The 13,546-nt window shown below is 46.6% G+C and carries 10 protein-coding genes, 1 tRNA gene and 1 riboswitch; of the genes, 4 read left to right on the forward strand and 7 right to left on the reverse strand.

Annotation, left to right across the window (positions count from 1 at the left end):
- The first annotated feature begins 237 nt into the window (after positions 1–237).
- Positions 238–1,269, forward strand: a complete 1,032-nt coding sequence (locus tag BBC0178_RS01655) for a cell wall hydrolase (protein ID WP_078038975.1) — start codon at positions 238–240, stop codon at positions 1,267–1,269.
- 498 nt (positions 1,270–1,767) lie between these two features.
- On the opposite strand, the gene BBC0178_RS01665 is transcribed toward BBC0178_RS01655, so the two are convergent.
- From BBC0178_RS01665 to BBC0178_RS01675, 3 genes are all read right to left on the reverse strand, one after another.
- Positions 1,768–4,137: a membrane-bound PQQ-dependent dehydrogenase, glucose/quinate/shikimate family gene (locus BBC0178_RS01665; RefSeq protein WP_078040299.1), complete on the reverse strand. Its 2,370-nt coding sequence runs from the start codon at positions 4,135–4,137 to the stop codon at positions 1,768–1,770.
- Positions 4,138–4,530: 393 nt separating this feature from the next.
- A tRNA-Gly gene (locus tag BBC0178_RS01670) sits at positions 4,531–4,604 on the reverse strand.
- Positions 4,605–4,659: 55 nt separating this feature from the next.
- Positions 4,660–5,754 (reverse strand): 2'-deoxycytidine 5'-triphosphate deaminase, encoded by a 1,095-nt coding sequence (locus BBC0178_RS01675; protein ID WP_078038977.1) that lies wholly within the window; start codon positions 5,752–5,754, stop codon positions 4,660–4,662.
- 88 nt (positions 5,755–5,842) lie between these two features.
- A riboswitch (SAM riboswitch) is annotated at positions 5,843–5,878 on the forward strand.
- 172 nt (positions 5,879–6,050) lie between these two features.
- On the opposite strand from BBC0178_RS01675, the gene BBC0178_RS01680 reads away from it, so the two are divergent.
- The 3 genes from BBC0178_RS01680 to BBC0178_RS01690 all read left to right on the forward strand — a co-directional run bounded on the left by BBC0178_RS01680 (position 6,051) and on the right by BBC0178_RS01690 (position 9,903).
- Positions 6,051–7,244, forward strand: coding sequence for an O-succinylhomoserine sulfhydrylase (locus tag BBC0178_RS01680; RefSeq protein WP_078038978.1), 1,194 nt, complete (start codon positions 6,051–6,053; stop codon positions 7,242–7,244).
- 165 nt (positions 7,245–7,409) lie between these two features.
- On the forward strand, positions 7,410–9,275 hold the full coding sequence (gene mutL / locus BBC0178_RS01685; protein WP_078038979.1) for a DNA mismatch repair endonuclease MutL: 1,866 nt from the start codon (positions 7,410–7,412) through the stop codon (positions 9,273–9,275).
- 388 nt (positions 9,276–9,663) lie between these two features.
- Positions 9,664–9,903, forward strand: a complete 240-nt coding sequence (locus tag BBC0178_RS01690; RefSeq protein WP_078040300.1) for a DUF2093 domain-containing protein — start codon at positions 9,664–9,666, stop codon at positions 9,901–9,903.
- A gap of 64 nt (positions 9,904–9,967) precedes the next feature.
- Here BBC0178_RS01690 and lpxK read toward each other — a convergent pair whose 3' ends face one another.
- From lpxK to BBC0178_RS01710, 4 genes are all read right to left on the reverse strand, one after another.
- Positions 9,968–10,990 (reverse strand): tetraacyldisaccharide 4'-kinase, encoded by a 1,023-nt coding sequence (lpxK, locus tag BBC0178_RS01695; protein WP_078038980.1) that lies wholly within the window; start codon positions 10,988–10,990, stop codon positions 9,968–9,970.
- The gene (waaA, locus tag BBC0178_RS01700; RefSeq protein WP_077970210.1) at positions 10,980–12,302 is read right to left on the reverse strand and encodes a lipid IV(A) 3-deoxy-D-manno-octulosonic acid transferase; all 1,323 of its coding nucleotides are present in this window, start codon (positions 12,300–12,302) and stop codon (positions 10,980–10,982) included. The genes lpxK and waaA overlap by 11 nt, the downstream gene beginning before the upstream one ends.
- Before the next feature lie 11 nt (positions 12,303–12,313).
- A complete protein-coding gene (locus tag BBC0178_RS01705; RefSeq protein ID WP_078038981.1) occupies positions 12,314–13,069 on the reverse strand; it encodes a lysophospholipid acyltransferase family protein in 756 nt (251 codons plus the stop codon).
- 226 nt (positions 13,070–13,295) lie between these two features.
- On the reverse strand, positions 13,296–13,541 hold the full coding sequence (locus BBC0178_RS01710; RefSeq protein WP_077970212.1) for a DUF4170 domain-containing protein: 246 nt from the start codon (positions 13,539–13,541) through the stop codon (positions 13,296–13,298).
- Positions 13,542–13,546 lie beyond the last annotated feature (5 nt).

Here is a 13,546-nt window from a genome sequence, read left to right on the forward strand (position 1 = left end):
CCTTTTATCATTCAACGACAATTTTCAAAATAATGCTCCAAGAACCCAAAAAGAGTGCCTTAAAACGCAATTAATAGTTTTTAAAAGGTTTAAAGTCATAGTGATTTTAAAGCTTTTTGCCTCTTAAAACGCGCATTGACAAAAGTGACGCGAAAAATCTGCCTTCATTTGGCCTTTTTTTGCTTTTGTTTTTAAGCGGTCGAAAAGAAAACGAAACACAGGAATGGTATTGGAAAGATGAAAAAACTCCGTTGGGCAAGTACCGCTGCTATTATGCTCGCACCGCTCGTCGTTACTGGATGTGCATCAAACCATTTATTCGGTCACAAAAATACCAATCAACCAGCCCCGTTTCCCCTGACAGAACGTACTTGCCTGATGCGGGCAATGTATTTTGAATCAAACCGCTCAAGCCGCGACGGTATGATTGCTGTAGGAACTGTGGTCATGAACCGTGTAAATTCGACAGCCTATCCGAAGACAATTTGCGGCGTTGTCGGGCAACCCAACCAATTTGCTCCCGGTGTTTTGACAAAACCGATGAGTGAACCTGCTGCAATGGCAAGAGCAGGTGAAGCCGCCGACGCAGTTTTGCGTGGCGAGCGTGCCAAAAAAAGTAAAAACGCGATGTTTTTTCACACCGCCGGATTAACCTTCCCGTATAAAAATATCCATTATGTGCAAGTCGCTGGTGGTAACGCATTTTATGAAAAGCGCGGTCGTAACGGCGAACTGCAAGTTCCGGCAAATGATGCACCTTATGATGTAGCGTTTGCTTTTGCTCAAGAAAAGAACGGCAATGCACCGCAATTCACAACTCCGGGTCGGGGTGCCCAGCCGGTAGCGCCAAAAGCGGTTTCAGAACCGGCACCTGCACTACCGGTCAAGACAGCTCCGACAAGCGAACCTGTGATGATTGCTCAGGCGCAACCTGTGCCGGTTGAAGCCAAACCTTTTTCATCACAGAAAAGCGTAGCTACGCATCAAACGAATACTGTTGTAGCAGATGCAAAACCGGCAGCTTCCCATGCAAAACCGGTTGCAAAGGTTGAAGAACCCTATCTACCTTTCCAGACAGCACCTACTCCTGCGCCAAAACAGGTTATGGTTGCCGATGCGCATTATAATTATGCCCCGAAGCCGGCGGCCCGTTCGGTGGACCATACACAGACAGGTTCGACAACTGTTGGTTATCCGACCCCGTCAAAAGAGAAGATTGATGAAATTGGCGCTATTTTACAAAAACAGGATAAGAACAAAAGGTTCTGATGAATTTTTGTGAAATCGCCTGATTGAAAGGGCATTTTTACAAACGACTTTATGCATCAAGCCCGCAATGAATTGCGGGCTTTTTATTGGTGGGGGTGTTTTCTGGCAGTTTTTTCCGACTTGTTTTCTAAGGCTGTTATGGTTTGCGAACTTTCTGCTTATGTTCGAAACATTTGCACTCGCTGGAGAATTTTATAGCATGCTGTTTTTTAAAGGTAACATAAAACAGATATATTCGTCTTTGCATTGTTTTTATAGAATTTATTAAAATCAAAAATAATAAAACCGTAAAACAATATATTATATATGATGACAATAGTATTATAAAAATTTATGTGGGTTCGATCTATTCATAATTATTTTTTATTTTAAAATAATAATATTGAATAATGTCTAAAAACCCGCCACATGAATGCGGCGGGTCCGGTTTTAGAGGGTTCCAACATTGGGGATATTTCAAACGTTTGGGAACCGGAAAATTTTATCGTTTTATAACAGTTAATCCTTCAAAGCATAGGCAATGACATAGTCACCCCGTTTCGGGTTTTGACGGGCACCACCTGCGGTAATGACAATATATTGTTTGCCGGTTTTTGGCGAAATATAAGTCATAGGGCCGCCCTGGCTGCCGACAGGCAAACGCGACTTCCAGATTTCTTTGCCTGTGCGGCTATCGAACGCACGCAAATAGAAATCCTGCGTTCCGGCAAAGAACACAAGGCCGGATTGTGTTGCTAAAGAGGCTCCGAGTGTCGGCATTCCGATCGGAACGGGCACACCGAGTGCGATATTAAGCGGTCCCGTATCCCTGACAGTGCCAACCGGAACTTGCCAGACGATTTTACGGGTTTTGAGATCAATTGCCGACATTGTGCCAAAAGGCGGCTTCTGACACGGGACGCCAAGCGGCGAAAGGAAGCGCATGCGCATAGCACCGAAAGGTGTTCCGGCCATGGGGACAATGCCCATTTCAATGCCGGACGCGCTTTCAGGAATATCTTTGCGCTTGACAAGATAATTGGCAAGGCCGAGCCTCATATCATTGACGAAAACATAGTTCAATGTCGGATCAATCGAGACAGATCCCCAATTCATACCGCCGAGCGAACCCGGCATTTGTAATGAATAATCAAGCCCCGGAGGGGTGAACACACCCTGATGGCGCATTTTGGCAAATTCGATACGGCATAGAAGCTTGTCGAACGGTGTGGTTCCCCACATATCGGCTTCTGTTAAAGTTGCATTGCCGAATGACGGCATTCCAACCGAGAAGCGCTGTGTTGGCGAATAACGTTCACCGGCAACATTCCCTTGCGGTACCGGTTTTTCTTCGACATCCGCAATCGGTTCGCCGGTTTCACGGTTAAGCAGGAAGACCTCTCCTTGTTTTGTCACCTGAACGAGTGCTGGTACGATATTGCCGTCATTATCGGGTGCGTCAAGCAGAACAGGTTGTGCAGGCGTATCAAAATCCCAAATGTCATGATGGACAAATTGATAATGCCAACGCACCTCGCCGGTTTTCACATCGACAGCCACAACGGAAGACGAGTATTTATCGTCTTCGGGCGTGCGATAGCCGGCCCAGAAATCGGGGGTTGAATTGCCTGTCGGTAAATAGACAAGTCCGAGTTTTTCGTCATATGACATTGCCGCCCAGACATTCGGTGTTCCACGTGTATAGGTTTGCCCTTCCGGCGGAAGTCCGTGAATATCGGGATTACCGGGATCCCAAGCCCAGACAAGATGACCGTCGTTCACGTCATAGGCTCTGACAACGCCCGGCGGTTCATCGGTCGAGAAATTGTCGGCCACACGCCCGCCGACAATGACAACGTCACCGGCAACAAGGGGTGTCGATGTTTGCTGGTAATAACCGGGTTTTACTTCACCCATACCGGTTTTAAGGTCGACAGTACCTTTATCTCCGAATTCTTCGCAAGGCTTTCCAGTTGCTGCATCAAGTGCGATGAGTCTTGCGTCTCCCGTTGGCAAAAACAGCCGCGCTTCGCAGGTATTATCAGCTTTCACAGCTTTGATTGACTGTGCCTCATGATAACCCAAGCCGCGGCAACGTTGCCAGTTCGGTCCGGTCCCGTGAGGGTCGAACATCCAGTTCTGTTTTCCACTATCGACGTCGAATGAAAGCACCTTGCCATAGGCAGTACAAACATAAAGATTGGTGCCGATCTGTAGCGGAGTGTTCTGGTCTTCTGCCCCCGAACCGTTACTTTGGGGGATGTCACCGGTATGGGCAATCCAGGCCACATCAAGTTTTTTGATATTGGCAGGCGTTATCTGGTCAAGGGCTGCAAAACGGCTACCATGATCGTCATTGCCCCAGCTTTTCCAGTCTTTTTGTTCATTAACCGGTTGCACCGGTCGTGCAGGCGTGGCTTTTTCTGCCGCGTGGATGACATTTTTCGGTATAAACGAGCTGGCAATTGTAGCCGCCATACCAATAAACACCAAACCGGCCAAAACAAGTGATGTGGAGCCTGCGATTTTCCCCTGTTTTTTTGCCATTGCTCTATAGGCAAGTAACACCAGAAAAAAGGCTACAGACAAAGCAAAGAGATTGGAAAATTGCTGCCAGTAATCAAGCCCTGCTTCATGATAAGACCATATTGCGCTCATCACATAGATAAAAGCGAAAATCCATACACTGAAACGGTTGAGCCGGATCATGAACAAACCTGACAGAAGCAACAGGATACCGAGCGCCAGATAATACCATGTCCGGCTGCCAAGATAAATGAGATAGCCGCCAAGAAGAGTGAAATAAAGCCCCGCTGCCAATACCAGCAAGCTTAACAGAATAACCAGACAAACGGTCATTCTCGACGGGCCATTTTTGAACTTTATCATTTGAACTTCCCACTGATTGGAAACAAATTCGGGGTTTTTCAGATTGTTGTTTTTGGAAAGCTTTTGCATAAAGTCAAAACAACGTCAATTCGGCAGCCGTTCATATGAGTGTGATGAATGATGGTCTTTATAAGATAAATATATAACAATATTTTATACAAAAAATTTTCTATTCAATAATTAGATAAATTTAACATAAGTTTAGATATGTTGTTTCGTATAATATATTTAAATAAAGTAAATATAGAATTATAATAATTATAAAACGCAATATAAAAATTCTGTTTTTTAAATCACGAAAATGATTATATTTTGTTTAAAATTATTAGAAATTAAAAAATATAAGTAGCGAGAAAAATACGAGATAAGGGCAGCAGGAAACAGTCAAAGAGCTGGAGCGGGTAGCGGGAATCGAACCCGCGCGTTCAGCTTGGGAAGCTGACAGGCTACCATTACATCATACCCGCAAAATGCGTGACACACGGATGCAATCTTTAATGCTTTTTGTCAAGCACCCTCTCATCAAAGTGGTTTAAAATGTTTTGACAGTTTCAAGCCCTGAGCCTGATAATTCGAGCCGAGATCGCGCCCGTAGAGAGATTTCGGGTGCCTCAACATATGTTCATAAACGAGATGGCCGACGATTTGTCCATGTTCGAGGATGAAGGGAACTTCATGGCTGCGCACTTCGAGAACGGCGCGCGAGCCTTTGCCACCCGCTTCGTGGTTACCGAAACCGGGGTCGAAGAAACCGGCATAGTGAACACGAAATTCGCCGATTAACGGGTCAAACGGTGTCATTTCGGCAGCAAAAAGCGGCGGGACGTGAACCGCTTCACGCGAGACGAGAATATAGAACTCGTCCGGATCAAGGATAAGCGAATGCGAACCCCGATCATAAATCGGTTCCCAAAAATCGAGCACATCGGCTACGCCACGCTTGTCGACATCGATAACGCCGGTATGATGTTTGCCGCGATAACCGACAAGTCCCGAAGAATTGCCTGTAAGATCGATCGAAAGCCCGACACCGCTTGCGGTAATATTGGGGTGCTCGTCGGAAACCAGCATTTCTTTTTTGTGGAGGGTCAAGAGTTCGCTTTCATTCAACCCGCTTTTGCCTTTACGGAAACGGATTTGCGACAATCTTGAGCCGGTGCGGACAATGACGGGAAATGTGCGCGGGCTTATTTCGAGATAAAGTTGCCCATGATAACCACTGGTGACCTTATCAAATTCTTGTGCGTAATCGGTAATGATGCGGGTAAAAATATCAAGCCGTCCGGTTGAACTTTTCGGATTGGCAGAGGCACTCAATTCGTCAGAAAGAGCGAGTGTCTCAATGAGTGGGACAATATAGACGCAACCCGTTTCAAGCACCGCACCATTTTCGAGATCGAATTCATGTAGCTTGAATTGTTCAAGCTTATCAATCACTTGTTTTTCAGGACCAGGGAGAAAAGAAGCACGGACACGATAGGCCTTTTTGCCCAACCGCAAATCGAGACTGGCCGGTTGTATCTGATCTTTGTCTAACGGGCGATCCGATTTCAAAATATTGTTTTCAAATAAACCCTGAATATCGCTATCTGCCAGAATGCCGCTTGAGCGTGCCATGATGACTACCTTTTCCTGTTTTCCATTCTCTCTTTAACCTGTTCACGGATTGACGCAAGCGGTTGAAGGGCATATGGAAGGTTTATCCCGTGGTGATTTGGGCCGGCCGGCTTGCAGCCACGCTTGGGGTTTATGGAATATAAACGCGTTCGGATGACAACGTAAAGTCTTCGATGCTGATTCCATTCAATCCTCTTGAAATGCTAAAAGGCCGTGAGATCAAGCGGACTTTTGGCATCTTGTTTTTCAATCTTTACCATGACGGCAAAGGTTTTTTTGATGAAAGCAGGTGACTTATGACACTTAATCCGCATCGTAAATACCGTACCGCTACAGAAATGGTTCATGCGGGGACTCAACGCTCTCCTTATGGAGAAGTCTGTGAAGCGATTTATTTAACCCAGGGCTTTACCTATCCGAGTGCCGAAGCGGCCGAAAGGCGTTTCGACGGAGAGGATCCGGGCTTTGTCTATTCACGTTATGCAAATCCGACCAACGATATGTTTGAAAAACGTATGTGTGCGTTGGAAGGGGCTGAAAGTGCACGCGCGCTTGCTTCGGGAATGGCTGCTGTCTCGACAGCTATTTTATGTTTTGTGAAAGCCGGCGACCATTTTGTTGCCGCCCGTTCCATGTTCGGTTCCTGCCGTTATATCATTGAAAAAGTTTTGCCCCGTTATGGTGTCGAGGTTTCAATCATTGACGGGCGCAAAATCGAAAATTGGGAAAAAGCAATTCGCCCCAATACACGCGGGATATTTTTTGAAACACCGGCCAATCCGACTTTAGAAATAGTCGACATTAAAGCGGTTTCGGAACTTGCCCACAAAGTTGGTGCAACCGTGATTGTCGATAATGTATTCGCGACGCCGCTTTATCAAAAGCCGCTCGAACTTGGTGCTGATGTCGTTGTCTATTCGACCACCAAACATATTGACGGGCATGGGCGCTGTCTCGGTGGAATGGTTTTATCGAGTGAAGAATGGATGACAGAAAATTTTCAGGACTTCTTCCGTCATACGGGGCCCGGAATGAGCCCCTATGTCGCATGGCTCATGTTGAAAAGTCTCGAAACGCTCCCGCTTCGTGTTGAAGAAATGACACGCTCGGCAGCAAAACTTGCCGATTTTATCAGTGGGCATAAGGCGGTCGCAAAATGTGTTTACCCGGGACGTGATGACCACCCACAAAGGGATATTATAAAAAAGCAGATGACAGGCGGTTCGACAATGATTGCCTTGGAATTGAAGGGTGGCAAAAAGGCCGCTTTTTCCTTCTGCGATCATCTGACGATTCCGCTTATTTCCAATAATCTTGGAGATACACGCTCCATCATGACCCATCCCGCAACCACAACCCACCAGAGCATCGGTCCCGAAGCACGTGCCGAACTTGGTATCAGTGACGGATTGTTGCGCTTTTCGGTTGGTCTCGAAGATGTTGACGATTTGCTGGAAGATGTCGAACAGGCATTGAACGCGACACTCTGATAAATCCGTTATCCGGATTGTTCAAAATATGAGCGCAAGCTTTTTTAAAAAGCTTGCGCTTTTTTAAAACAGTCTCAATCAGGATTATCTATTCAAGGGGGATAATGCCGGAGCACAAATGTGCTTTTGCTATACGCCGGTTCATAAATTGGTTATAACGGCTTCATGACAATACATCATCTAAGTGAAACCGTAATTAACCAGATTGCAGCGGGCGAAGTGATCGAGCGTCCGGCAAGTGTGGTCAAGGAACTCGTCGAAAATGCTATTGATGCCGGTGCGACACGGATTGAAATTGTGACAGCCGGCGGCGGAAAAAGCCTGATCCGCGTGTCCGATAACGGGTGCGGTATTGCCGAGGACGAACTTGAACTGGCAATTTCGCGCCATTGCACATCTAAACTTGACAATGATGTTCACGACATCCATTCACTTGGATTTCGTGGTGAAGCTTTGCCGTCAATCGGGTCGGTTTCAAAGTTGAAACTGGTGTCACGCACAGCTTCTTCGGAACATGCGGCTGAAATTGTTGTCAATGCCGGACATGTTGATGGGCCGCGTCCTGCAGCCGGTAACGCGGGAACAATTGTCGAAGTGCGCGATCTTTTTTACGTCACACCGGCACGTCTCAAATTCATGAAAACAGATCGTTCCGAAGCCAATGCGATAACCGATATTGTCAAACGGATTGCCATTGCATTTCCGAATGTCCGTTTTTCGCTTTCCGGTACAGATCGCTCGATGCTTGACTATCCCGCGACCGGTACAGGTGAAGAGGCGCAATTACAGCGTATTACCCAGATTATGGGAAAAGATTTTGCCCCCAACGTTATTACTCTTGACGCGGTAAGAGAAGGGGTGGAGCTTAAAGGCTTTGCAGGCATACCGTCATTCAATCGGGGTAACAGTCTTCATCAGTTTGCTTATGTGAACGGTCGACCGGTGCGCGATAAATTGATATTTGGCGCCATTCGCGGGGCTTATGCCGATGCAATGGCGCGCGACCGCTATTCGATTTGTGTGCTTTTCATCAATCTTCCTTCATCCGATGTTGATGTCAATGTCCATCCGGCAAAGGCGGATGTGCGTTTTCGTGATCAGGGGCTTGTGCGCGGGCTTATTGTTGGTGGCATTCGCGAAGCTTTAAGCCATGCCGGCATTCACCCTGCAACGACGGGGGCAGACGCTATGCTTAAAAGTTTCCGTCCCGATGGTATTCAACCTTCATCGTCTGTTCCACCGCACCAGACCTATTATAATAATAGAGCTTTTTCCTATAATTCTTTTTCAAGAGCGCCTGTGTCACCGGCAGCGCAAATGGTCAACCAACCGCTTTATAATGCGCCTTTATCAGGCTTCAATGAAGACTATGGAAATGTCTTGGGCGATCTCGATCAACCAACAACAGATAGTCGTCCGGCAATGGAAATTCCAAGTGTCGAGGAACAGCGTTTTCCCCTTGGTGCTGCACGCGCGCAAATTCATAAAAACTATATCATTGCCCAAACTGAAGACAGCCTCATTATCGTCGATCAACATGCAGCACATGAGAGGCTGGTTTATGAAGCTTTGAAAAAGGCACTTTATTCCAAGCCTTTGCCATCCCAAATCTTGCTTATTCCCGAAATTGTGGAATTGCCGGAAGAAGACGCAAACCGGCTTTTGACACATGCAGAGACACTGCAAAAATTCGGCTTGAAAATTGAACCTTTTGGCCCCGGTGCTGTCGCGGTCCGCGAAACACCAGCGATGCTTGGCGAGGTGAATGTCAAAGGCCTTATTGCCGATTTGGCTGATGAAGCAGCCGATTATGATACCACAAACGGGCTTAAAGCCATGCTCGATTATGTTGCGGCAACCATGGCCTGCCACGGTTCGGTGCGTTCCGGCCGCTTGTTGCGTGCGGAAGAGATGAATGCGCTTTTACGCCAGATGGAAGCGACCCCGGGTTCAGGAACCTGTAATCATGGACGCCCGACCTATGTCGAGTTGAAGCTTACCGATATTGAAAGATTGTTCGGCCGCCGTTGATTGTCTTTAAGCGCGGCTATCTTTCAGCAATCAAGAAGTTTGAAGATTCGATTTTAGACAAAACAAATTTGTACCTCAGGTTACAGTGAATCTATTGGTTGGAATTTACCGGCGGGGTTTTCTCCTGATAACAAAACCGTCCGGCTTCCGGTTTGATAATTCGTGTCGGAGAGGTGCGAAAAGCTTGAACAACAAAAATTCTGAAGGGAAGAGAAAACCGTCTCTATAGGATAATGGATAGAGGAGATAAAATGTCACTTTCTCCAAATGCATGATATGTTTGAAACGAGATCAATAGTTTCGTGAGCGGAGGATTTAAGGCTTTTATAGTTTCACCCGACGCTTTATAATGATTGCCAATGAGCAATCTGAAAGGTTTAGAATAATGATGTTTCCCGGTGGTGAACGCGAGGCGCAACTCCATTACCTGAGTGGCGATTATGAGGTTTTAACACACGGAACTTATGTTTTATGTGCAATTACAGGCGAGAAAATTCCGCTGGACGAGTTGAGATATTGGAGTGCATCACGTCAGGAAGCTTATGCAAGTTGCGAAATTTCCTATCGCCGTGAACTTGAATGTGATCCCCGTTTACGTAAACTTTTGGGCACAACACTTAAAAAATAAGCGTTATTGCCGGTTTATGCATTGTGTTTAATAAAAGCGCCCATATGAGGCGCTTTTTGTATTTTTATTCCTCATAAGAGCGGTTTTTGAACGCTTCGAGTGTTTCATTTATCCGTTGCTTACAAAAGTCCGGATCATCAAAAGAAACCTCGACATCGAACACAACAAGATTTTCAAGTTTCTTGTCCTGTCCATCGGTTTTTAAACGGGCAAAATCCTTTGCGGTGGTAGCTAGGGAAAGCTGTTTTGCCTTTGCCGAGCCGATAATGTCATCAAGGTCGAAATCTGTATAAAAATGATGGTCGGCATAAATCCGAGTTTGTTCAACTTTGCCTTCCAATTCACCAATCGAACGGAAAAATTTTTGCGGATTTCCTATGCCTGCAAAGGCCAAAAATTTTCTGCCAGAAACAGCATCGGTGGCAGAAGGCACAAGATGGGCAAAGTTTAACGGTTTTGCGGCACGGGCGGCCATATGGATAACTTCGTTACCTTTGTCACCATTGCCAATCATCAGCACACCATCGGTATAGGCAAGTTGGGTTACAAGCGGTGCACGGAGCGGTCCCGCCGGAAATACTGCATTGTTCCCCAAGCCACGCATGCCATCCACCACCATCAAAGCATAGTCGGCGAATAGGCGGCGACTTTGAAAACCATCGTCCATCAGGATGAGATTGCATCCTTGTTTTTGTAAAAGTTTTGCGGCTCCCAACCTGTCGGTTGCTACAGCAACCGGTGCATGTCGGGCAAGAAGCAATGGTTCGTCACCGACTTCGCGAGCTTTGTCAAATTCGGGGTCGATGAGATGCGGGCTATGTATTTCACCACCATAACCACGCGAAATAATTCCCGGATTAAGACCTAGTTTTTTGGCCGCTTCCGCAAGGCTGATGACGACGGGAGTTTTTCCCGTTCCACCAAGCGTAAAATTGCCGACACACAAAACTGGAAGATCAATCACCGGAATATTCTCCCGTTCCATTCTACGGCGGGCAAAAAAACCGTAAATCCACGAAACCGGCAGCAAAAGCCAACGCATCAATTTTTGGTCGTTCCACCAGAAATTGGGTGCTTCACCAACCATGATTGGTATCCTGATGATGAAGTTTTGCCTGCATGATCAACGGATCAATAAACGGGCGGAGCACTTTTAACGTGCGCTCGAGCGCTCCGCTCATATTGGTAGCCGTATCATAGGCAGCTTCAATCATTTCATAGCGTAACGGTTCGTGGGTCAAAAGTGTGTTGAGCTGGACAGCCAATTGCGTCGCATCTTCAACGACTCTTGCAGCATTATTGGCAAAAAATACATCGAACGTATCTTTGAAATTTTCCACATGCGGGCCTGTCAGTATGGCAGATCCTAAAAGTGCGGGTTCAAGCGGATTGTGCCCGCCGGTTTCTGTTAAAGATTTGCCGATAAAGGATACTTTTGCAAGTTGCAAAAACACGCCCATCTCGCCAATTGTGTCCACGAGAACAATATCTGTATCGGCGGTGGGCATTTGTTTTTCACTATGCCGGACGACATTGAGGGACTTTTTAGCAAGTTCCTCCATAATCTCGTCAGCCCGTTCAGGATGACGGGGCACAATGATTGTCAAAAGATTGGGCAATCGTGTTTTTAAAGCAAGATGAACTTCGGCAGCAATATTCTCTTCACCTTCATGGGTGGAGATGGCCGCCCAAACCAGCCGGTTATGCAGACTTTCCCGATATTGCATTAACAGATTTTTGTCGGCTGCCGGTGCAATGTCGGCTTTCAGATTTCCCGAAACAGCAACTGTTTTGACACCGAGCGCATGATATTGTTCGGCATCACTTTCGCTTTGTCCGATGGCCGCATCTATCTGTCTGAAAATGTGCGAAGCGAGAGCCGACCGCTTTTGCCATGAATGGAATGAACGGCCGGACATATGTGCATTGACCATAACTTGCGGAATGTGGCGGCGCGCAAGTCCGCTAATGCGCAATGGCCAGATTTCGGATTCACAAACGAGTGCCAGATCGGGTTTCCAGTGATCAAGAAATCTTCTTATCGCCGGTTTGATGTCGAGCGGCGCAAATTGATGAATAACCCGACTGCCAAACCGGTTTTCAATGAGACTTGCAGATGTAACTGTGCCGGTTGTCAAAAGCACGTTGATATGAAGCTGCAAGATGCGTTCAATGAGGGGAACGAGTGCCAGCGTTTCACCAACACTTGCGGCATGAAGCCAGATAAGCGGTCCTTCGGGACGCTTTTTATCGGTGCGCCCCATACGCTCGCGTTTTCGATGCGGGTCTTCCTTGCCGCGTGCCGCCCTTAAAGATAGATAGAAGGGAACGAAAGGTCGGATCAAGCCGCCCGCAACGCGATAAAGATATAATGCTGTTCGCGCCTTGAATTCTTTCATGATTGCCCCCGTTATTTCCCTTCCCTAAGACGTTTTTCTGCCTCGTCCGTCAGACGGTTCATAATATCGGAAAGTTCGATGCGTTTTTGCTCCATGAGGTCATCATCGGCATCTTCAGGAACATAGAATGCATCTCCCATCAGAAATATGGAATGTCCGAAAGGGAGCGGAATTACGGTTTTGTCCCATGTTTTTTCCAAAATTTTTACATGAGAAAAGGAATAGATATAAGGGACAATGGGGCGGCCGGATATTTTGGCAAGCAATATGATACCCTTACCGGCTTCGCGCGCTGTTCCATGAGCAATATCAGCAATCATTGCCGCCGTTTTACCCTCTTGCAAGGCGCGTTTTAACGTGAGAAGCGCCCTCGCACCGCCTTTATCGGTATTCTGGTGTTTGGATCGTCCGCCCGAACCGCGCACTGTTTCAAGCCCCAGTTTTTCACCGACCCGTGCATTGATCTCGGCATCAGCAGAGCGCGAAAACATGGCAATGATATGTTCTTTTTTCGGGCGCAAAAACGGCCCCATAATATGACGCCCATGCCAGAATGTAATAATGAACGGGTTATAGGCATCATGAGCCTTTTGCGGGTCATCCGAACCTTTAAGCCGTAGATTGGTCCAATAAACCAGACGCAAATAATTGGCCATAAGCGATACAACAATCGCTTTGGTTACACGGGCGTTCATCAGTGGATAGCGGATTTTACGCCACAAGCGGTTCAATATATCCGAATTTTTTTGTTTTTTCTTTTCAGTCATTCAACTGTCGAACCAATCACTTTTCACGAGGCTGGCCGCAATCCTCTTACTTGAAAATAATATAAGCCCGCGAAGGCATTTGAAAAGCCAGTCCGAGACCACGAAATGTCATTGTCATAATCTCCGGCCAAGATCAAGACATGGCAATCAAATGCTCTGCGAAGAATGCGAAAATGCTTCAAAAAGTGTTAAAACTATATTGGTTCGTTTCAAAATAGGCAAATATCTATTTGCTACCGGAATGTTCAGGATCGAGCAGGCGATGAAGGTGCACAATATAATAACGTTGCAAAGCATTATCGACACTTGACTGGGCTTTCGCTCGCCAGGCAGCTTCGGCAGATTTGTAATCGGGGAAGATTCCAACGATATCAAGATTATCGAGATCACGAAATTCGTTGCTATCGAGATTCTTCAATTCTCCACCAAAGACCAGATGCAACAATTGTTTTGGTTCACCTGTCGCGCTCATATAGA

The organism is Ditibartonella apihabitans (assembly GCF_002007485.1).
Classification (GTDB): domain Bacteria; phylum Pseudomonadota; class Alphaproteobacteria; order Rhizobiales; family Rhizobiaceae; genus Bartonella; species Bartonella apihabitans.